Annotated in this window: 17 protein-coding genes; 5 read left to right on the top strand and 12 right to left on the bottom strand. The window is 75.1% G+C overall.

All coding sequences use genetic code 11. The annotated features are described in order from the left end of the window. Nucleotides 1-21: 21 nt before the first annotated feature. Entirely contained in the window at nt 22-660 is a 639-nt protein-coding gene (locus ACGF07_RS20575) for an endonuclease (RefSeq protein WP_392900813.1), read from the top strand. Nucleotides 661-668: 8 nt separating this feature from the next. Here ACGF07_RS20575 and ACGF07_RS20570 read toward each other — a convergent pair whose 3' ends face one another. After that, nucleotides 669-2,141 (bottom strand): FAD-dependent monooxygenase, encoded by a 1,473-nt coding sequence (locus ACGF07_RS20570; protein ID WP_392900810.1) that lies wholly within the window; start codon nt 2,139-2,141, stop codon nt 669-671. A gap of 122 nt (nt 2,142-2,263) precedes the next feature. On the opposite strand from ACGF07_RS20570, the gene ACGF07_RS20565 reads away from it, so the two are divergent. Beyond that, the gene (locus ACGF07_RS20565; protein WP_392900807.1) at nt 2,264-3,292 is read left to right on the top strand and encodes an Lrp/AsnC family transcriptional regulator; all 1,029 of its coding nucleotides are present in this window, start codon (nt 2,264-2,266) and stop codon (nt 3,290-3,292) included. Between the two features lie 66 nt (nt 3,293-3,358). Here ACGF07_RS20565 and ACGF07_RS20560 read toward each other — a convergent pair whose 3' ends face one another. Further along, nucleotides 3,359-4,438, bottom strand: coding sequence for a Ku protein (locus tag ACGF07_RS20560; RefSeq protein WP_392900804.1), 1,080 nt, complete (start codon nt 4,436-4,438; stop codon nt 3,359-3,361). 271 nt (nt 4,439-4,709) lie between these two features. Continuing rightward, a complete protein-coding gene (locus ACGF07_RS20555) occupies nt 4,710-4,865 on the bottom strand; it encodes a hypothetical protein (RefSeq protein ID WP_350748598.1) in 156 nt (51 codons plus the stop codon). A 173-nt stretch (nt 4,866-5,038) separates the two neighbouring features. Here ACGF07_RS20555 and ACGF07_RS20550 point away from each other — a divergent pair, with 173 nt between their 5' ends. Next, nucleotides 5,039-5,992 (top strand): TIGR03557 family F420-dependent LLM class oxidoreductase, encoded by a 954-nt coding sequence (locus ACGF07_RS20550; RefSeq protein WP_392900801.1) that lies wholly within the window; start codon nt 5,039-5,041, stop codon nt 5,990-5,992. A gap of 17 nt (nt 5,993-6,009) precedes the next feature. Then, entirely contained in the window at nt 6,010-7,773 is a 1,764-nt protein-coding gene (locus tag ACGF07_RS20545; RefSeq protein ID WP_350748604.1) for a glycoside hydrolase family 15 protein, read from the top strand. 31 nt (nt 7,774-7,804) lie between these two features. Here the strand turns inward: ACGF07_RS20545 and ACGF07_RS20540 are convergent, their stop codons facing one another. The 9 genes from ACGF07_RS20540 to ACGF07_RS20500 form a co-directional block, all read right to left on the bottom strand. Continuing rightward, nucleotides 7,805-8,560, bottom strand: coding sequence for a metallophosphoesterase (locus tag ACGF07_RS20540; RefSeq protein WP_350746750.1), 756 nt, complete (start codon nt 8,558-8,560; stop codon nt 7,805-7,807). Continuing rightward, nucleotides 8,557-8,811: a hypothetical protein gene (locus ACGF07_RS20535; protein ID WP_350746753.1), complete on the bottom strand. Its 255-nt coding sequence runs from the start codon at nt 8,809-8,811 to the stop codon at nt 8,557-8,559. The genes ACGF07_RS20540 and ACGF07_RS20535 overlap by 4 nt, the downstream gene beginning before the upstream one ends. After that, nucleotides 8,808-9,467 (bottom strand): nucleotidyltransferase family protein, encoded by a 660-nt coding sequence (locus tag ACGF07_RS20530; RefSeq protein WP_392900797.1) that lies wholly within the window; start codon nt 9,465-9,467, stop codon nt 8,808-8,810. The genes ACGF07_RS20535 and ACGF07_RS20530 overlap by 4 nt, the downstream gene beginning before the upstream one ends. Before the next feature lie 226 nt (nt 9,468-9,693). Continuing rightward, nucleotides 9,694-11,970, bottom strand: a complete 2,277-nt coding sequence (locus ACGF07_RS20525) for a SpoIIE family protein phosphatase (protein WP_392900794.1) — start codon at nt 11,968-11,970, stop codon at nt 9,694-9,696. Nucleotides 11,971-12,118: 148 nt separating this feature from the next. Further along, nucleotides 12,119-12,793, bottom strand: coding sequence for an HAD family hydrolase (locus ACGF07_RS20520; protein ID WP_392900791.1), 675 nt, complete (start codon nt 12,791-12,793; stop codon nt 12,119-12,121). A 64-nt stretch (nt 12,794-12,857) separates the two neighbouring features. Further along, the gene (locus tag ACGF07_RS20515; protein ID WP_392900788.1) at nt 12,858-15,185 is read right to left on the bottom strand and encodes a GMC family oxidoreductase; all 2,328 of its coding nucleotides are present in this window, start codon (nt 15,183-15,185) and stop codon (nt 12,858-12,860) included. Next, nucleotides 15,178-15,636 carry a hypothetical protein gene (locus ACGF07_RS20510; protein ID WP_350746768.1) on the bottom strand — a complete coding sequence of 153 codons (459 nt, stop codon included), beginning with the start codon at nt 15,634-15,636 and terminating at the stop codon, nt 15,178-15,180. Before ACGF07_RS20510 ends, ACGF07_RS20515 begins: the two co-directional genes overlap by 8 nt. Next, a complete protein-coding gene (locus ACGF07_RS20505; RefSeq protein WP_392900785.1) occupies nt 15,623-17,428 on the bottom strand; it encodes a thiamine pyrophosphate-requiring protein in 1,806 nt (601 codons plus the stop codon). The genes ACGF07_RS20510 and ACGF07_RS20505 overlap by 14 nt, the downstream gene beginning before the upstream one ends. A gap of 222 nt (nt 17,429-17,650) precedes the next feature. Continuing rightward, a complete protein-coding gene (locus ACGF07_RS20500; RefSeq protein WP_392900782.1) occupies nt 17,651-18,568 on the bottom strand; it encodes a SigB/SigF/SigG family RNA polymerase sigma factor in 918 nt (305 codons plus the stop codon). Between the two features lie 265 nt (nt 18,569-18,833). Here ACGF07_RS20500 and ACGF07_RS20495 point away from each other — a divergent pair, with 265 nt between their 5' ends. Further along, entirely contained in the window at nt 18,834-19,157 is a 324-nt protein-coding gene (locus ACGF07_RS20495) for a plasmid stabilization protein (RefSeq protein WP_350746775.1), read from the top strand. The last annotated feature ends 373 nt before the right edge of the window (nt 19,158-19,530 follow it).

Here is a 19,530-nt window from a genome sequence, read left to right as displayed (position 1 = left end):
GGCACGAGAGGTGGGTGGACCATGTCGACGGACACCGTGGTGCGCAGGCTCCTGGCGGAGCACGGCCGCACCTACGCCGAGGAGGCGGGCATCACGCTGCAGGACAAGCCGTCGCCGCTGTACCGGCTGCTGGTCCTCACCGTCCTCTGCTCGATCCGGATCAGCGCCGAGACGGCCGTGAAGGCGGCCCGCGAGCTGTCGGCCGCGGGCTTCCGCACGCCGCGCGCGATGGCCGACTCCGGCTGGCAGGAACGGGTGGACGCACTGGGCCGGGCCCACTACGTCCGCTACGACGAGAGCACCGCGACCGCGCTCGGCGAGGGGGCGCAACTGGTCCTCGACCGCTGGCACGGCGACCTGCGCCGGATGCGCGAGGAGGCCGGCGACGACCCCGGCGCACTGCGCGGGCTGCTGCGGGAGGTGCCGAGGATCGGCCCGGTCGGGGCGGAGATCTTCTGCCGGGAGGTCCAGGTGGTGTGGCCGTGGCTGCGCCCGTACTTCGACGACCGCGCGTGCGGGGCCGCCGAGGAGCTCGGGCTGCCGCACACCCCCGAGGGCCTCGGCCGCCTCGTCCCGCCGGAGGAGTACGCCCGGCTGTCCGCCGCGCTGGTCCGCGCCGGTCTGTCGAAGGGCGCCCTGGCGGAGCTCCGAGCTTCCTGATGTCGTTGTCAAGCAGCCGGGGTCGGCGTGCCGAACCAGCGGGTGAGTGAGGGCCGGAGGGTCTCCGGGGTGCCCACCCAGCAGACGTGGCCGTCCGGGCGGATCAGCATCGGTTCGACCGGCGCTCCCCCACCGGCCCGGTCCACCCGGTCGGCCCAGGGGGCGGCGATCCCGGCGAGGGCGTCCTGCGGGTCGAGCAGCAGGCCCCGGCCGGAGCGCAGGAGCTGGTGCACCCGGACCGGGCCGAGGTCGATGTCCGGCACCGGGCCGCCGAGCAGCGGGTGCGGGCCGGTGTCCGGCATCGGGTAGCGGACGGCCGTGCCGGACATCAGGCCGCTCAGCAGGCGGCGGACCTCCGGCAGGGTGACCAGCTCGGCGAAGAGGTCCCGGGTGGCGAGCACGCCCGGGTCGCGGGTGCCGGCCCAGTCCATCAGCAGTCCCTGCGCCTGGACGTTGCGCAGCACGGTGGTCCCGGCCAGGTGGCGTTCGGTGTGGTAGCTGTCGAGCAGGCCCTCCGGCGCCCAGCCGCGGACCGCGGCGCCGAGCTTCCAGCCGAGGTTGAAGGCGTCCTGCATCCCGCCGTTCATGCCCTGGGCGCCGAGCGGGAGGTGCACGTGGGCGGCGTCGCCGGCCAGGAAGACCCGCCCGTGGCGGTACCGGGCGACCTGCCGGGCCGCGTCGGTGATCCGGCGGGCGTGGCAGAGTTCGAGCAGCTGCACCCGGTCGCCGAACACGGCCCGCAGCCCGTCGCGGATCTCCTCCTCGGTGATCGGCACGTCCCTGGGCAGCGAGCGGCCCGGCCCGCCCATGGCGAGCCGGCGCAGCGGCCTGCCCTCGCTGTCGGTGCCGAGCGGGAAGATCCCCGTCCAGTGGCCGTCCGTGCTGTGGTGGTGGGTGGGCAGGCCGTCGGCGCCGCTGAGCCGCACGTCGGCGGCGATCGTGGTCACGGTGCCCGCGCGGCCGGGGAATTCGGCCTTGAGCAGCTTCCGCGCGGTGCTGTGGGCGCCGTCGGCGGCGACCAGGTGGCGGGCGCGCAGCGACCGGCCGTCGGCGAAGGTCGCGGTGACGGACTCCTCGTCCTGGGCGAGGGCGACCAGCTCGTGGTCGCGCCTGACCTTCAGGCCCTGCCCGGCCAGATGGTCTTCCAGGAAGGCCTCCAGCGCGACCTGGGGCACGGAGCGCCAGGGCTGACGGGGGCGGTGGGCGCCCGGTCCGGTGTCGGGGGTGGGGGCGTCCGGCAGCGGGATGCCGGCGAAGTGGCTCCCGCCGACCGGGTGTTCGCCGCCGGCCAGCAGCGGTTCCAGCAGCCCGCGCTGGTCGAGCGCCTCCAGCGTCCGGGTCTGTACGCCGCCCGCCCTGGACAGGGTGCTGCGCGCGGGCAGCCGGTCGACGAGCACGGTCGACGCGCCCGCCAGCAGCAGTTCGTTGGCCGCCGTCAGGCCGGTCGGTCCGGCTCCGACGACAAGTACGTCGGTGTCCATGGTGGTCTCCTCAGGATCCGTCAGGTGTTTCGTTGACGGGTCAACGCTCGCCCCGGCGGCGGCCGTTGGGCCAGTGACCGGCGCGGTGACGGCGGAATCCGGCACCGGCTACCCTCGGCACGGTGGAATCCGACTACGACGAGCTGGACCGCCGCCTCGTCCACGCCCTGCAGATCGACGGCCGGGCCCCGTTCAGCACCCTCGCGGCCGTCCTCGGGGTCTCGGACCGCACCGTCGCGCGCCGGTACGCCCGGCTGCGCTCGTCCGGGGCGGTGCGGGTGCTCGGCGGGGTCGACCCGGTCGCGCTGGGCGCGGAGCTGTGGCTGCTGCGGGTGCGCTGCGCGCCCTCGGCGGCGGTCGCGGTGGCCGAGGCGCTGGCCCGCCGCCCCGACACCTCCTGGGTGAGCCTGACCTCGGGCGGCACCGAGATCACCTGCACCGTGCGCGCCGAGACGGAGGCCGACAGCGAGGCCCTGCTGCTGGCCCGCCTGCCGCGCACGCCGAGGGTGGAGGGCGTGAGCGCGCACTCGGTGCTGCACACCTTCTACGGCGGCCCGGACAGCCTGATCGCCAAGCTCGGCCCGCTGCCCCCGGCGGCTGTCGCGGCCCTGCGCCCGGCGCCGCCACCGCACGGGCCGTCGCCGGACCGGCGGCCGCAGCCGCAAGAACCGTCGCAGCCGGAAACGCCGCCCCAACCGCCCGGCCCGGTACGGCTGGACGACGGCGACCGCCGACTGCTCGCCGCCCTCGGCACGGACGGCCGCGCCGGGTTCGAGGAACTGGCCGCCGTCACCGGCTGGTCCCCGACCACCGTCCGGCGCCGGATGGCGGAGCTGCGCCAACGCGGGCTGCTCTACCTGGACATCGACTGCGACCCGCGCCTGCTCGGTGTCGGCACCAGGACCCTGCTGTGGGTCTCGGTCGCTCCCCCGTACCTGGAGGAGGCCGGGCGCGCACTGGCCGGGCACCCGGAGGTCGCCTTCGCCTGCGCGACGACCGGTCGGACCAACCTGTACGCCACCGTGGTGTGCGCGGACCAGCGCGCCCTCTACCGCTACCTGACCACCCGGATCGCCGCGCTCCCGGCCGTCACCCACGTCGAGACGGCACCGTCGATCAGGACGGTCAAACAGGCCGCGAACCGCGGGTAGCGGCCGGGAGCGACGTGGCGCCGGCGGGCGGGGTCAGGGCCTGGCGGTGGCACTCCTCGCGGTCGGTCAGGACGCCTTGTGCCGCGGCCGGCCGGTGTGTTCCAGGGCCTGCTGGAGCTCGTCGCGGCTCATGGTGGAGCGGTGGGGGATGTCGAGGTCGGTGGCCCGTTTGTAGAGCTCGGCCTTGGTGAGCCGGGACAGCTGGCGGCCACCGGTGGCGGCGCGCTTCGCGGGCTCGGCGGCGGCGCCGGCCCGGGCCGCGGTGCTCTTCTTCCCTCCGGTCGGCTTGGGCGAGCGGCCGGTGCGGGCGGCCGAGGGCTGCGGCTGGTCGGCGCCCCTCCTCCGGGGCCGGTCGGCCGGTTCGCCCTTGGCGGCCTCGAGGCTGCGGCGCAGGGCGTCCATGAGGTCGATGACGTTGGTGGCCTCGGGGGCGGGCCCCGCGGAGACGGCGATCTCGCGGCCGGCGAGTTTGTCCTGGACGAGTTGCTTGACCTGTTCCTCGTAGGTGTCGTGCCACTCGTCGGGCTTCCACTCGATGGCGAGCATGCCGATGAGCTGCTCGGCGGTCCTGACCTCCTGTGGGGACAGCTTGACCTTCTCCGGCAGGTCGCCGATCTCGCGGCGCGGGTCGCGGACCTCGTCCGCGAAGTGCATGGTGTGGAGCTTGAGGATGCCGCTCTCGGAGCGCACGGCCGTCAGGTACTCCTTGCCGCGCATGGCGAACATCGCCAGCCCCGCCTTGCCCGCGTGTTCGAGGGCCTCGACCAGGAGCGCGTAGACCTTCTGGTACTCCTTGCCGCGGGGGCCGAGGTAGTAGGTGCGGTCGAAGAAGATCGGGTCGATGTCGGCGAGGTCGACGAACCCGGCGATGTCGATGGTGCGGGAACGGCCGGGGGAGATCTGCTCGAGCTCGTCGGGCTCCACGACCACGTACTCGCCCTCGGTGACCTGGTACCCCTTGACGATGTCCGCGTAGTCGACGTCCTTGCCGGTGCGCTCGTTGACGCGCTTGTTGCGGACCCGGTCGGAGGTGCCGCGCTGCAGCTGGTGGAAGTGGACGTCGTGGGACTGCGTCGCGGTGTACAGGGCCACGGGCACGGTCACCAGGCCGAAGGTGAGCACGCCCGTCCAGACCGGTCTGGCCATCGCCGTCTCCTTCCACGGCCCCCTAGCTGCGGATTCCCCCACAGGCACGGTCGAATCCACCGCCGGGAGCGCGACCGGGGAGCGGCTTCGGCTGACGGCGCATCAGCCGGACGCTCCGCGGTCGACGCCCCACCCCGGGGCGGCCGCCGGCACGCGACGACAGGGCAGGCGGGCCGGGACAGCCGGGGCCGTCCGGTCGGTCCTCGCAGGACTCCCGGCCCGCGCCGCCCAGGGCTCCCGGCCCGCTCAGCCCGCCCAGGACTCGGCCCGCTCAGTCCTCGCCGAGGACGGCATAGGTCTCCGCGTCGCCCTGCTCCGCGCTCTCGTCGTCCGGTACGCCCGACGGGCCGGAGCGGGCCGGTCCGCCGACGTCGGACCGTTCGAGCGGGCGGGCGGCTTCGGCCGGACGGCCTTCGCGCGCGTCCATGGTGGTCACCTCCGGGTGCGGGGCCCCGGCCGGTCGCCGGGGATCGACCCCGCTGGCTACCCGGGCGGAGGTGGGGCAAACCGGGCGGAGGTTTCACCGGGCCGGGGCCGGTTAACCGCTCGGCGGAGGAACGACAGCACCAGAGGCCCCCGTCCGAGGAAACCGAGGCTGACATGACCGCGTTCGGCTACTTCCTGTCCTGCGAGGAGTTCACCCCCGCCCAGCTGGTCGAGCAGGCCAGGATGGCGGAGCAGGCCGGGTTCACCCGGCTGGCGATCTCCGACCACTTCCACCCGTGGAACGACGCCCAGGGCAGCAGCCCGTTCGTCTGGGGCGTGATCGGGGCACTGTCCCAGGTCACCCGGCTGCCGGTGACCACCCTCGTCACCTGCCCGACCGTCCGGCTCCACCCCGCCGTGACGGCCCAGGCGGCGGCGACGGCGGACGTCCAGCTGGACGGCGGGCTGCGGCTCGGCGTGGGGACCGGCGAGGCGCTCAACGAGCACGTCCTCGGGGACCGCTGGCCCCCGTACGAGGTCCGGGCCGACATGCTGGAGGAGGCCGTCGCGGTGATGCGCGAGCTGTTCACCGGCAGCTCGGTCTCCCACCGCGGCGCCCACTACACCGTCGAGAACGCCCGGCTCTACACCCCGCCGAAGGACGGCCGGCTGCCCGTGTACGTCTCGGCCTTCGGCCCCAAGGCGGCCGAGCGGGCGGCCGCGTTCGCGGACGGCCTGGTCACCATGACGCCGGACACCGAGCTGATCGGACGCTACCGCGCGGCCGGAGGGGCGGGGCCGGTGATCGGCGGGGTGAAGGTGTGCTGGTCGCAGGACCGCGAGCGGGCGGTCAAGACCGTCCACCGGCTCTGGCCGAGCGAGCTGCTGCCCGGTGAGCTCGCCCAGATCCTGCCCACCCCGCAGCACTTCGAGCAGGCCACCGAGCTGGTCACCGAGGAGATGGTCGCCGACGCGGTGACCTGCGGCGACGACCCGCAGGAGCACATCGACCAGCTTCGCGCCTACGTCGGGGCGGGCTTCGACGAGGTGTACGTCGGCCAGATCGGCCAGGAGCAGGAAGGCTTCTTCGACTTCTACCGCGAGCAGATCCTGCCCCAAGTGGCCTGAGCGCCGAGGAGCGTGCCGTGACCGCTTTCCCGCCCTGGAGCCTGCGCGAGTACGCCTTCCTCGCCGACGGCGAACGCGGCGCGCTGGTGGGCCCGTTCGGCGAGATCGCCTGGCTCTGCGCGCCCCGGTGGGACTCCGACCCGCTGTTCGCCGGCCTGGTCGGCGGCAGCGGGGTGTACGCGGTGACACCGGTCGGCCGGTTCGTCCCCGGCGGCTACTACGAGAACGGCGGACTGATCCGCCGCAGCCGGTGGGTCACCGAACAGGGCGAGGTGGAGTGCCGCGAGGCGCTGGCCCTGCCCGCCGATCCGCACCGGCTGGTCCTGCTGCGCCGCGTCACCGCCGCGTACGGGCCGGCCCGGCTGCGGATCCGGCTGGCCGCCGGCAAGGGCTTCGGAGCGGACCGCACCCGCCCCCCGCGCCGCACGGCGGACGGCTGGACGATCCGCACCGGGCCGCTGCACCTGCGCTGGACGGGAGCCGGGACGGCCCGCCCTGACCAGGACGGGCAGCTCACCGCGGAGGTCGTGCTCGACCCGGGCGAGCGGCTGGACCTCGTCCTGGAGGTCTGCGACGGCGGCTTCGACGGCCCGCCGCCCGACCCCGACCGGTGCTGGCTCGCCACCGAACGCGGCTGGCGCGACGCCGTACCGGACCTCGCCCACACCCTCGACGGGCGCGACGCCCGCTTCTCCTACGCCGTGCTCCGCGGACTCACCTCCCCGGCCACCGGGGGCATGGTCGCCGCGGCCACCACGAGCCTGCCCGAACGTGCGGAGGAGGGCCGCAACTACGACTACCGCTACGTCTGGATCCGCGACCAGTGCCTGGCCGGACAGGCCGTCGCCGCCTGCGGGCCGTACCCGCTCCTGGACGACGCGGTGCGGTTCACCACCGCGAGGCTCCACGAGCACGGCCCGCGGATCGCCCCGGCGTACACCGTGACCGGCGGGCGGGTCCCCGACCAGCGCACCGTCGACCTGCCCGGCTACCCGGGCGGCCACGACCAGGTCGGCAACCGGATCAACCGGCAGTTCCAACTGGACTCCTTCGGCGAGGCGTTGCTGCTGTTCGCGGCCGCCGCCCGGCATGACCGGCTGGACCCGGACGCCCACCGCGCGGTCCGCATCGCGGCCGCGGCCATCGCCGCCCGCTGGCGCGAACCGGACGCCGGGATCTGGGAGTTGGACGATCGCCGGTGGACCCACAGCCGGCTGATCTGCGCCGCGGGCCTGCGGGCGATCACCCGCCCGCGGGTGGCCGCGGCGGCGGGCCTGTCCGCCGGGCTCGCGGCCGAGTGGAACGCCCTGGCCGACCGGCTGCTGGCCCGCACCGCCCGCCGCTCGCTGCACCCCTCCGGCCGGTGGCAGCGCTCCCCCGACGATCCGGCACCCGACCTCGCGCTGCTGCTCCCGCCGGTCCGCGGCTGCCCGGCTCCCGACGACCCGCGCACCGTCGCCACCCTGCGCGCCTGCCGCGAGGAGCTGACCGACGGCCACTACGCCTACCGGTTCCGGCACGACGAGCGCCCGCTGGCCGAGGCCGAGGGTTCGTTCGTGCTCTGCGGGTTCCTGCTGGCGCTCGCCGAGCACCAGCAGGGCGACACCGTGGCGGCGGCCCGCTGGTTCGAGACCACCCGCGGGCTGTGCGGCTCGGCCGGCCTGTTCTCCGAGGAGTACGACGTCGCCCAGCGGCAGCAACGCGGCAACCTGCCGCAGGCGTTCGTGCACGCGATGCTGCTGGAGTCCGCCGCCCGTCTGGCGCTGCCGCCCGGCCCCTGACCGCGGCCGTGGTCTCCGCCGGCTGCCCGGGTCAGGCGGCTCGGCCGGGTCGGCCGCCCGGTTCGGCACCGTGCAGGTGGTAGACCGCGAAGGCCCGCCCGATGACCGGCTGGGCGACGTTGCGCACCCGGACACCGCAGGCGGTGAGGCCTCGCTCGGTGCCGAGGTGGGCGTGCCCGTGCACCGCCAGGTCCGCCCCGGCCTCGTCGATGGCCTCGGCGAGCAGGTAGCTGCCCAGGAACGGGTAGATCTCCGGCGGCTCGCCGGCCAGGGTGTCCGGCACCGGGGCGAAGTGGGTCAGCGCGATCCGCAGGTCGCAGCCGGCGGCGGTGAGTCCGTCCAGCGCCTCGCGCAGCCCGTCCGCGCAGTGCCGGGAGTACCGGATGAAGGCCTTCATCTCGGGTTCGCCGAACTCACCGCCGCTGCGGCCGGCGAACCCGCCGCCGAACCCCTTCGTGCCCGCCACGCCGACGAGCCGACCGTCCACCCGGACGACGGTCGAGCTGCGTTCCAGCACCCGCACGCCGTGGGACTCGAGGATCCGGGTGACCTCGTCCGCCCGGCCCGCGTCGTAGTCGTGGTTGCCGAGGACGGCGACCACCGGCACGGGCAGGCCGGCGACCTCCTCCCCCACCACCGCCGCCTCCTCGGGCGTGCCGTGCCGGGTCAGGTCGCCGGCCAGCAGCAGCACGTCGGCCAGGTCCGCCACGGTGGCGAAGGCGGGCCGGAGCGCTCCGCGGCTGTCCGGGCCCAGGTGGATGTCCCCCACGGCGGCCACCCGGATCACGGCAGGTCCTCCGCGCCCACCGGCGGCCGGCCGTCGGCCAGGGCGATGTCGGTGTACACCGTGAGCCCCGCCAGGGCCTCGGCGACGATGCGCTGGACGGCTGCGCGGCGCCCCTCGTTCGGTACGGTGCCGGAGACGGTGACGTGGGAGCCGTGCAGTTCGATCCGCAGGCCGAGTTCGCCGACCTCGTCGTCGGCCAGCCGGTCACGCAGGTGGGCGAGCCGGTACTCGGTGTCGTCGGCGCCTCTCATGGCGCGGCCTCCTCGGGTTCGATCACCTGGAGCCGTTCCAGGAGGAAGAGGAAGGCGGCCGCCATCGGCGCCTCCCCGCGCTCGGCGCGCACCCGCCGCCAGTCGACCTTCTCCCGCAGCGGGCGCACCACCGACAGCACCGCCCCGAAGTCGCAGTGGTGCTCGGAGAAGGCCGCGAGCAGGCTGCTGACCAGGTCGGTGGCGGAGAGCACCGGCATGTGCACCGAGTCGACCGGTAGCACCTCGGCGCGGTCCAGCAGTTCGGAGGTGACCGGGCGTTTGGCGAGTTCGAGGATGAGGTCGATGTCCTGGCCCAGGCAGCGGGCCTTGATCAGCCAGTCCTCCGGCGGGAGGAAGACCTGCAGCCCGGCCTCGCGCAGGGTGCGGGTGACGGCGTCGACGTCCTCGCGGCGGATGCAGAAGTCGGCGTCGTGCTGGAGGCGCACCACCGCTCCGTGCGCGTAGGCGGCCACCCCGCCCGCCAGCGCGAACGGGTGGTCCTTGGCCTTGAGCAGTGAGGCGATGCGCTTCGCCGCCTCCAGGATGGCCTGGGTACGGTCCGGCGGCAGCTGCCCCGAGGTCTCGTCGCGCGGCCATTCGTCCACCCGCGGGCGCGGCGGCCGGGGCGGATCGGGTTCGTCGACGCGGTGGTCCATCGCGTCCTCCTCCTCGGCCGGCGGATTCGGGGCGATCCCACGGCTACCCCGACGGCGGGGATTCACGCCGGGCGCGGGCTGCTCCGTCCGGGTGACCGGCGGGGGCGGCGGCACGCGGCGGTGGCCCGGCCGGTGGGCGATGGCTGCGGCGGGCGGCGGGGCCCGGGCCAACGCCTGCAGCCGCAGGCGCTTCCGCCGGCTTGCGCCGTCCGGGCGCTCCCGCCGGCTACTCGACCTGCACGGCGATCAGACAGGTGTCGTCTCCGGTGTCGGCGGAACTGAGGGCGAGCAACCGGTCGAGGTAGCCCTCCAGGTCCCGGCCGGGCGCCCCGGCGGCGCGGATCAGCTGGTCGACGGACTCCTCGACCGGGCGGTCCCGGCGCTCGACCAGGCCGTCGGTGTACAGCAGCAGGACGTCCCCGGGCACCAGCTGCAGCCCGTGCTCCTCGTACCGGACGTCCTCCAGGGCGCCGAGCAGGACGCCGTGCGGCAGCGGCAGCAGTTCGGCGCTGCCCGGCCCGAGCAGGACCGGCGGGAGGTGGCCGGCCCGGGCCCAGCGCAGTCGGCCGCCCGCCGGGTCGAACAGCGCGCACACGGCGGTGGCGGTGACCTGGGCGGGTTCACCCAGTGCCACCGTGTTCGCCCACTCCAGCAGCCGCCCCGGCCCCGCCCCGGTGACGGCCAGGCCGCGCAGCGCGTGCCGCAGGGCGACCATCCCGGTGGCCGCCTCGACGCCGTGGCCGGCCACGTCGCCGACGGCCAGCAGGACCCGCTTGTCGGGCAGCGGCAGCACGTCGTACCAGTCGCCGCCCACCCGGTCGCGCTGGGCCGCGGGGCGGTAGCGCACGGCCACCTGGAGGCCGGCGGTGGCGAGCGCCGGGGGCGCGGCGGGCAGGATGGCCTGCTGCAGCCGCAGGGCCAGCTGCTCGCGCTCGGCCGCCTGGTGCTCGGAGTCGGCGAGGCGGGCCCGGGTGGCGCCGAGGGCGACCTCGGTCGAGTGCTGGGCGGAGACGTCCTGGTAGGCGCCGCGGATCGCGGTGGTCCGGCCCTCGTCGTCGAGCACGGGCTCGGCGATCACCCGGGTGTAGCGGTGGGTGCCGTCGGGCTGGGCGAGGCGGAAGACCGCCGAGGCGGTGCGGTGGCGGCGGACCACCCGGTCCAGCAGTCGGCGGACCGCCGGGGCGTCGTCGGGGTGGGCGTGCCGGGTGAGCCGGCCGAGGGGGACCGGGTCGGCGTCCGGCGGAAGGCCGAAGAGCTCCCGCAGGCCCTCGCTCCACTGGACCCGGCTGCCGCCGGGGCCCTCCACGAACCCGGCGACCCGGGCCAGCCGCTGGGCCTGGTCCAGCAGGCCGCTCCGCTCGACGGGGTCGGCCTGCCCGTCCTCCCGGTCGCGCCCCTGCTGCCACTCGACCAGCAGCCCGCCGTGGAGCGGCGCGACCGCGAGCAGGACGGTGTCCGGGACGGTCAGCCCGCCGCGGTGGAAGACGAGCCGCAGGTGCTGCGCGGGCAGCGGCTCGCCGGTCTCGTGGACCCGCACCAGCCGCTCGAACAGGCCGGTGGCGGAGGCGACGGGGTAGGCCTCCAGCAGCCGGACCCCCTCCAGTCGGCGCCGGGGCCGGCCCAGCGGATCGCGGAACCGCGCGTTGACGCGGACGATCGTGAAGTCCACGACCCGCCCCTCCACCAGGACGGGCTGCAGCAGCAGGGCCGGCGTGGCGAGCCCCTCCAGGAAGTCCGGTGGGTCCTCGGGCGGCGAGGCGGGCTCGTCCTCGTGCAGCAGGGTCGCGCACAGCTCGGCGAGCGCCCGCAGCTGGCGGCGCTGCGCCCCGCCGAGGGCCGGGGCGGGCGCCTGCCAGAGCACCTCCAGTGCGCCCCGGCGGCGGCCGCCGTCGACCGTGGGCAGCACCGCCCGTGCCGAGCCGGGGTCCACCGACGGGTCCTCGCTCCCCGGCTCGCCCGGCCAGAGCTCCGCTCCCTCGGCGACGGAGCGCTGCGCGGGCGTCGGGACACCGGGCGGGACGCGGGCCCACGGGGCGACCTCGGCGGCGGGGAGCCCGGCGTGCGCCGCGAGGGCGAGGACGCCGCCGGGCAGGCGCCGCCAGACGACGACGGCGTGGGCGCCGAGTGCGGCGCCCAGCTGCTCCAGCACGGCTTCGGCGGCGCGCTGCAGGTCCGGGACGGCGGCGAGCGCGGACGGCACGGTGTCGGCGGCGTCCCCGGGCGCACCGGGGTGGCCGGGGACGGGCACGGGGGCCGGCGATCCGGCGATGTCGGCGGCCAGCGAGGGCACCGGGACGCCGGCGTCCCGTGCCAGGCGGGCGAGGTGGACCGCCGCCTCGACGGGCAGCAGGCCGAGGCGCTCGGCGAGGATCCCGGTGGCCAGGTCGACCAGCGAGCGGCCGCGGGCCCCGGCCTGGACGTGGCGGACCTCGTCCTGCAGCCGGCGGACGGTCGCGGCCAGGGCCTGCGCCGTGGGGTCCGGTGACTGGCTCGGTTCGGTCATTTCGCGTCCAGCCGGTCGGCCTTCCCGAAGGGAACCGCCGGGGCGCGTCCGGGAGGGACGCCCCCCGGTCGGGGGGAGGGGGAGGACGGCGGGTGCCGTCCTGCTCCCACTGTGCCACCGGCGGCCCCGGGCGGCAGCGCGCCCGGTGTCAGCGGGCGGGCCGCCCGAGCAGGCTCCGGTCCAGGTCGGCCAGCAGTTCGGCGGTGTCGCGGTGGACCTCCGCGGCGCCCGCGGCGAGCAGCTCCCGCGCGTCGGAGCCGCCGGTCTCCACCGCGATGCAGGGCACCCGCGCCCGGCCGGCCGCCGTGACGTCCCAGACGGTGTCGCCGATGAACACGGCGTGCTCGGGCTCGGCGTCCGCCCGGGCCAGGGCGGCGCGGACCAGGTCGGGGGCGGGCTTGGTGGCGCTCACGTCGTCGGCGGAGGTGGCCGCGGTGATCGCGTCGTCCGCGTCGAGCGCCCGGCGCAGCACCACGAGTTCCCGTTCGGACGCGGAGCTGGCGAGGATGACCCGCCAGCCCCGGTCGGCACAGGCGCGCAGCAGGTCGGCGGCGCGCGGCAGCGGCTGGATCTGCGGCCAGAACCGGGCGTACAGGGCGTCGTGGGCGGCGGTGATCGCCTCGTCGTCGCCGTGGTCGCGCTCACTGCCGAGCAGGTGGTCCAGGAGCTGGTCGGAGCCCATGCCGACGGCCCGGTGGACCCGGGAGGTGGGGACGGTCCGGTCGTACTGCCGGAGCGCCTCCCACCAGGCGAGGGCGTGGAAGTAGGCGGTGTCGAGCAGGGTGCCGTCGACGTCGAACAGCGCCGCCGGGGTCGTGGTCATGGACTCCTCCTTCCGGTCCGCCCCTGGTGGGGCCGGACGCGTGCGCGGCTGCGGTCGGCCCGGTTCACGAGGACGGCGCCCGCAGTCCGGAGCGTTCGCCCGCCGCCAGCAGGCCGGCGGCGCGGTCGACCAGGGCCATGATGGTCAGCGCCGGGTTGGCGCTGCCCTGGGTGGGCAGCACGCTGCCGTCGGTGATCAGCAGGTTGGGTACGGCGAAGGTGCGCAGCCGGTGGTCCACCACGCCGGCCAGCGGGTGGTCGGCCATCCGGCAGCCGCCGACCAGGTGGGCGTAGCGGTCGATGGTGATGACCTCGCTCGCGCCGGCGGCCCGCAGGATGGATTCCATCACCCCGCGGGCGGCGGCGATCACCTGCCGGTCGTTGTCGCACTGGGAGTAGGAGAACTCGGCCACCGGGAGGCCGTTCCGGTCGGTCTCGGCGGCGAGGGTGACCCGGTTGTCGGGTTGGGGCAGCAGCTCGGCGACGGCACCGAGGGTGGCCCAGTGCACGTAGTCGGAGAGGTAGGCGCGCAGGTCGGCGCCCCAGTGTCCCTGGGCGACGACGTGCTCCGCCCAGGTGATCGGCAGCGGCGAGGTGTTCTGGATGGTGAAGCCGCGCTTGTAGGGCTTGGTCGGGTCGGTCTCGTAGTACTGCTCGGTGGAGACCTCGGGCGGCGGGGCCTTGTAGGCGCGGACCTCCTCCTCGAAGCGGCCGGAGGTCTGCGGGGCGCCCTGCACCATGACGTAGCGGCCGACGAGGTCGTGGTCGTTGCACAGGCCCTCCGGGAAGCGTGTGGAAGTGGAGTTGAGCAGCAGCCGCGGGGTCTCGATGGCGTACCCGGCGACGGCGACGGTGCGGGCCCGCTGGAGGTGCTCGCGGCCGTGGTGGAAGTAGCGGACGCCGCGGGCGAGCCCGTCGTGGTCGAGTTCGACGGCCGCGGCCATGCAGTCGGCGCGGATCTCGGCGCCGTGCACGAGGGCGTCCGGGACGTGGGTGATCAGCGGGGACGCCTTGGCGTTGACCTTGCAGCCCTGGAGGCAGAAGCCGCGGTAGATGCAGTGCGGGCGGCGGCCGAAGCGGCCGTTGGCGATGGCGACCGGGCCGACCCGGGCCTCGATGCCGAGGGCGGCGGCGCCGCGCAGGAAGATCTCGCCGTTGCCGCCGACGGGGTGCGGCGGGTGCGGGTAGGGGTGCGGGTCGCCCCAGGGCCAGTACTGGCCGGCGACGGGCAGCTCGTACTCCACGCGGCGGTAGGACTCGCGCAGGTCCTCGTAGTCGATCGGCCAGTCGGCGCCGACGCCGTCGAGGGTGTGGGTGCGGAAGTCCGAGGGGTGCAGGCGGGGTGCGTAGCCGGCGAAGTGGACCATCGAGCCGCCCACGCCGCGGCCGGAGTTGTTGGAGCCGAGCGGCACCGGGTCGGAGCCGGAGATGAGCCGCGGCTCGGTCCAGTACAGGTGGTGGGAGGCGGCCTCGTCGCTGACCCAGTCGGTGAGCGGGTCCCAGAACGGGCCGGCCTCCAGCACGACGACGCTCCAGCCCCGGCGGGCCATCCGCTGGGCCAGCGTGGCGCCGCCGGCCCCGCAGCCCACGATCAGCAGGTCGACCTCGTCGGAGTCGGCGTAGCGCCGCATGTCGCGCCGCAGGGTGTGGTCGAAGCCGTGCCCGTGCTCGGGCAGCAGCCACGCGGAGGCGTTGGAGCGGCGCACCTCGCGCTGGGCGGCGGCGTTGGCCCGTACGGTCCCGGCGGCGGCGCGCAGCCGGGAGTGCCGGCCGGGGTCGGTGGCGGGCGGCACGGGAGCGGGCGGCCGGTCGTCGGGCGGCCGGGGCGGCTTCGAGTGGGCGTCGGCGACCTCCCAGGGCTCGCGCTGGTCGACGCCCAGGCGCAGGTAGCCGCGCGGGTGGGCGGGGCCGCCGAAGCCGATCTCGCTCCAGGCGGTGGGGTGGGAGTAGTAGGCGGTGCAGGCGTAGCGGGTCCACAGGCTCCAGACGTGCTGGGCGGGCAGTCCGTGCCAGCGCTCGCCGCGGAGTTCCTGGACCCGCCCGACCAGGGCCCGCTGCTGGACCTCGGAGAGCGCGGCGAAGGGGCCGTCCGCGTCCTCGTCCAGGGCGCGCAGGCTGCGCCGCCAGGCCTCGTCGTCGGGCGGCATGTCGGCGTAGTGCCAGCCGTCGGTCTCCAGCTCGGCGAGCCGGGCGTCGATCATCGGCAGCAGCGGGACGTCGGGGTGGTCGAGCAGCAGGTCGAGCAGGGCGCGGGCGGTGGCCTCCTCGGCGGGGGTGAAGAAGCGCAGCGGCGGGAGCGGGCCGGTGCGGGCCACGACGGCGGCCACCGTCTCGCGGTCCCAGTGCCGGGACTGGCTGAGCGCGTCGTAGCCGGGGAAGCGCGGCTCAGGCATCACGCGACTCCCGGCGCAGTACGGCGGCGACCAGGCCCATCCCTCCGACCATGCTCATCAGCAGCGGCGCGAACAGCGGCGGCCCCATCTCGACGTTGTAGCGGGCCATCGCCCAGCCGCCGGGCTTCTGGGCGACGCCGCGCACGTGCAGCCAGGTGCCCTGGAGGCCGTTGGCGGTGATGGCGGCGGAGGCGACCGGCAGCAGGGTGCGGGCGGCCCTGGGGCTGAGCGCCCCGGCGATCCCGGCCGCCGCGCCGACCGGTCCGAGCACGACCGGCCACCACATCATGCGGTTGCCGAATCCGGCCCGGTCGTGCTCCAGGTAGATCTCGGCGGCGGTGATCACCGAGCCGATGCCGGTGGCCATGGCCAGGGAGCGCTGGAAGCGGCCGGTGCGGATGTTGCGCACCGCGAGCCCGGCGCCCCGCCGGGCCTGGTCAGTGGCGCCCATGCCGGCCCCCGAACGACGGCAGGAACTCCTGGAGCTTGGCCTTGAAGCCCTGGCGGACCATGGCCGCGCGGTCGGCGTCCCCGCGCAGTACGGACGTCGCGGCGGCCTGGATCTGGTCCCAGGTGGCGTGCGGGGGGATCGGCGGCACGGCCGGGTCGGTGCGCAGTTCGAGGACGAACGGGCGGTCGGCGGCGAGGGCGCGCTGCCAGCCGTCCTGGACGTCCTCCGGGGCGTCCGCCCGTTCGGCGCCGAGGCCGAGGCTGCGGGCGAAGCCGGCGTAGTCGACGTCCGGCAGCTCCTGGGAGGGCAGGAAGCTGGGTGACCCCTCCATGGCCCGCAGCTCCCAGGTCACCTGGTTGAGGTCCCGGTTGTTGAGCACCGCGACCACCAGCCGGGGGTCGTCCCAGTGCTGCCAGTACTTGGCGATGGTGATCAGCTCGGCGAGGCCGTTCATCTGCATCGCGCCGTCACCGACCAGGGCGATCGCCGGCCGGTCCGGGTGGGCGAACTTGGCGCCGATCGCGTAGGGGACGCCGGGGCCCATGGTGGCCAGGGTGCCGGAGAGCGAGCCGCGCATCCCGGCGCGGAAGCGCAGGTGCCGGGCGTACCAGTTGGCGGCGGAGCCGGAGTCTGCGGTGACCATCGCGTCGTCGGGCAGCAGGTGGTCGAGGGTGTGGATCGCGTACTCGGGGTTGATCGGGTCCGCACCGACCCGGGCCCGCCGCTCCATCACGTCCCACCAGCGCTCGGTGTTGTCGCACACGGTGCGCTGCCAGTCGCGGTCCTCCTTGCGGGCCAGCAGCGGCAGCAGCGCGTCCAGGGTGCGCGCGGCGTCACCGACGAGGTTGACCTCGTACGGGTAGCGCAGCCCCACCATGAACGGGTCGAGGTCGATCTGCACGGCCCTGGCCTGGCCGAACTCGGGCAGGAACTGGGTGTACGGGAAGCTGGAGCCGATGGTGAGCAGGGTGTCGCAGTCGCGCATCAGCTCGTAGGAGGGGCGGGTGCCGAGCAGGCCGATCGCCCCGGTGACGTACGGCAGCGTGTCCGGCAGGGCGTCCTTGCCGAGCAGCGCCTTGGCGACGCCGGCGCCGAGCAGTTCGGCGGTCTGCTGGACCTGCTCGCGGGCGTGCCGGGCACCCTGGCCGACCAGCATCGCGACCTTGCGTCCGGAGTTGAGCACGTCGGCGGCCCGGCGCAGTTCGCCGTCCTCGGGGACGACCGTCCAGCGGGGGCTGCCGAGGCTGGAGGGCACCATCTTGAAGGCGTGCTCGGGCGGGCTGTAGTCCAGCTCCTGGACGTCGGCGGGCACGATCACGGCGGTCACGGTGCGGCGGGCGGTGGCGGTGCGCAGCGCCCGGTCGAGCACGTTGGGCAGCTGTTCGGGGACGGTCACCATCTGGCAGTACTCGGCGGCGACGTCCTTGAACAGGCTCAGCAGGTCGACCTCCTGCTGGTAGGAGCCGCCCATGGCGCTGCGGTTGGTCTGCCCGACGATCGCCACCACGGGGACGTGGTCGAGCTTGGCGTCGTAGAGGCCGTTGAGCAGGTGGATCGCACCCGGGCCGGAGGTCGCGGCGCACACCGCGGTGCGGCCGGAGAACTTGGCGTAGCCGACCGCCTCGAAGGCCGCCATCTCCTCGTGCCGGGCCTGGACGAAGACGGGGTTGTTGTCGGCGCGGCCCCAGGCGGCCACCAGCCCGTTGATGCCGTCACCGGGGTAGCCGAAGACGTAGCGGACGTCCCAGGCACGCAGTCGTTCCAGGATGTGGTCGGAAACCTTCGGGGACACAGTGCTCCTCCTTCTCGCTGCTGGTGCTCTCCGTACGACTTCTTCTCCGCCTCGCCTCCGCCCTCGACGGCCCCGACGACTCGGCGCCCCGAGGCCTCGACGTCCCGATGTCTCGGCGCCGACGGCTCCGCGCCCCGGCCCCTCGGCCCCGCCGTGACACGACGGTCCCCCGCAGCGCGGGTAACCGCTGCGGGGGACCGGAAACGCCCGCCCGGGAGGAAGTCAGCCCGCCTCCTCCGGTTCGTCGGCCCATCCGGGCGCGTCCTCGTTCTCCAGCTGCTCGCGCAGCAGGCTCAGCGTGGCGCTCAGCAGCCGGGAGACGTGCATCTGGGAGACGCCGATCCGCTCGGCGATCTCGGACTGGGTGCAGCCGTCCCAGAACCGCAGCTTGAGCACCTTCTGCTCGCGCTCCGGCAGCCTGGCCAGCAGGGGGCGCACGGCGGTGCGGAAGTCGGCGAGCTCGATGCCGGGATCGCAGCAGCCGAGCCGGTCCAGCAGCGCGCTGCCGGTCTCGTCGGTGTTCTGCTCGCGCAGGGCGTCCAGCGAGCTGGGGCGGTACACCCGGCCCGCCACCAGGCCCTCGGTGGCCTCCGCCACGCTCAGGTGGAGGTCCTCGGCGATCTCCTCGGGCTGCGGGAGGCGGCCGAGCTCCTGCTCCAGCCGGTCCGAGCCGCGGGCGACGGTCAGGTACAGCTCCTGCATGCTGCGCGGCACCCGCACCGGCCAGGAGGTGTCGCGGAAGAACCGCTTGATCTCCCCGGCGATGGTGGGGATGGCGTAGGTGACGAACTCGACGCCGCGCGCCGGGTCGAACCCGTCGACGGCCTTGATCAGGCCGATCGTACCGACCTGGAGGATGTCGTCCATGTCCTCCGCGCGGTGCCGGAAGCGGGCCGCGATGAACCGGACGAGCGGCATGTTGAGTTCGATGATCGTGCCGCGCACGTAGCTGTAGGCGTGGGTCTCCTGGGCGAGTCCGCCCAGGCGCTCGAACAGCGCGTCGCTGAGTTCGCGCGCTTCGGTCTTGCCCATCGAGCGCAGTTCGGCCTCGGTGGGCCTCGGTGGCAGATCGGACGGCGTGCCCGACGGCACGGTGGTGGTCCGTTCGCCGGTACGAGGTGTTTCCAGGGAGGTGGACACTGGTCTCTCCAGGTGACGGGGTGAACGCCTGGTGACGCCCGGCGGACTCGCGCCGGCGTGTCGAGGCTTCTTCCCCAGGACCCGTGCCGTCGGCTGGGCCCCGGTCGCACCCCGCGTTCGGGGTGCCGAGCGGCCGTTCGTCCATCCGACCGCATCCGTGTTCTACCCTACCTGCGACCTCGAATTCATGTTTTGGGTGGGTTTCTTGTATTTCCTCCGGGTACACGCGGTGGCGACAGGACTGCGACACGAGAGGAGGGCGGTCATGCCCCGAGGATCCAGCCCCAAGCGCGAGCGCCAGTACGAGCACATCAAGGACAGCGCGCTCGACCGGGGTGAGAGCGAGAAGCGGGCCAAGGAGATCGCCGCCCGTACGGTCAACAAGGAACGTGCCCGGCACGGCGAGTCGAAGACCGCGAGCCGCACCTCGACGCACGACATGTCGTCGAGCAGGCGCGGCGGGCAGCGCTCCCACCGGGGTGCCCAGGGCCCGACCTACGACCAGCTGTACAACGAGGCCAAGCACCGCAACATCAAGGGCCGTTCGAAGATGAACAAGCACCAGCTGGCCGACGCGCTGGGACGCTGAGCGCGCCCGGTACCCCTCGACGAGGTCCGTGAGGTCCCGCCATGACCATTCCGATGCCCCCGGATCCGGACACCCAGCCGATCCCCCATCCCAACCCCGCGCCCCGACCGGGCGAGGACCCCGATCCGGCGCCCCCGCCCGTGCCGCCGTTCCCGGCGCCCGACCCCGATCCGGCACCGCCGCTCGAACCGCACCCCGGCCAGCGCTGAGAGCCCCGGCCGGGGTTGACGGACCGTCGGCCTCCGGCCCTGCGCTCGGCCCGGGTTCACCCCGCCGCGGGGGCCCCCCCCCCCCCGGGGGGGGCGGCGCGGGGGGGGGGGGGGGGGGGCCCCCCCCGCCCCCCCCCCGCCCCCCGGCCCCCCCCCCCCCGGCG

The organism is Kitasatospora sp. NPDC048194, assembly GCF_043202455.1.
GTDB lineage: Bacteria > Actinomycetota > Actinomycetes > Streptomycetales > Streptomycetaceae > Kitasatospora.
Note: the sequence above shows the minus strand (reverse complement) of the source record. Positions and strands in the feature narration are given on the sequence as shown.

Bases quoted from the DNA above. Each gene is read 5' to 3' on its own strand.
- ACGF07_RS20575 (WP_392900813.1), top strand. From the start codon at position 22: ATGTCGACGGACACCGTGGTGCGCAGGCTCCTGGCGGAGCACGGCCGC.
- ACGF07_RS20510 (WP_350746768.1), bottom strand. From the start codon at position 15,636: ATGGGCGCCACTGACCAGGCCCGGCGGGGCGCCGGGCTCGCGGTGCGC.
- ACGF07_RS20525 (WP_392900794.1), bottom strand. From the start codon at position 11,970: ATGACCGAACCGAGCCAGTCACCGGACCCCACGGCGCAGGCCCTGGCC.
- ACGF07_RS20560 (WP_392900804.1), bottom strand. From the start codon at position 4,438: ATGGCCAGACCGGTCTGGACGGGCGTGCTCACCTTCGGCCTGGTGACC.
- ACGF07_RS20515 (WP_392900788.1), bottom strand. From the start codon at position 15,185: ATGCCTGAGCCGCGCTTCCCCGGCTACGACGCGCTCAGCCAGTCCCGG.
- ACGF07_RS20520 (WP_392900791.1), bottom strand. From the start codon at position 12,793: ATGACCACGACCCCGGCGGCGCTGTTCGACGTCGACGGCACCCTGCTC.
- ACGF07_RS20530 (WP_392900797.1), bottom strand. From the start codon at position 9,467: ATGGACCACCGCGTCGACGAACCCGATCCGCCCCGGCCGCCGCGCCCG.
- ACGF07_RS20535 (WP_350746753.1), bottom strand. From the start codon at position 8,811: ATGAGAGGCGCCGACGACACCGAGTACCGGCTCGCCCACCTGCGTGAC.
- ACGF07_RS20555 (WP_350748598.1), bottom strand. From the start codon at position 4,865: ATGGACGCGCGCGAAGGCCGTCCGGCCGAAGCCGCCCGCCCGCTCGAA.
- ACGF07_RS20570 (WP_392900810.1), bottom strand. From the start codon at position 2,141: ATGGACACCGACGTACTTGTCGTCGGAGCCGGACCGACCGGCCTGACG.
- ACGF07_RS20495 (WP_350746775.1), top strand. From the start codon at position 18,834: ATGCCCCGAGGATCCAGCCCCAAGCGCGAGCGCCAGTACGAGCACATC.
- ACGF07_RS20550 (WP_392900801.1), top strand. From the start codon at position 5,039: ATGACCGCGTTCGGCTACTTCCTGTCCTGCGAGGAGTTCACCCCCGCC.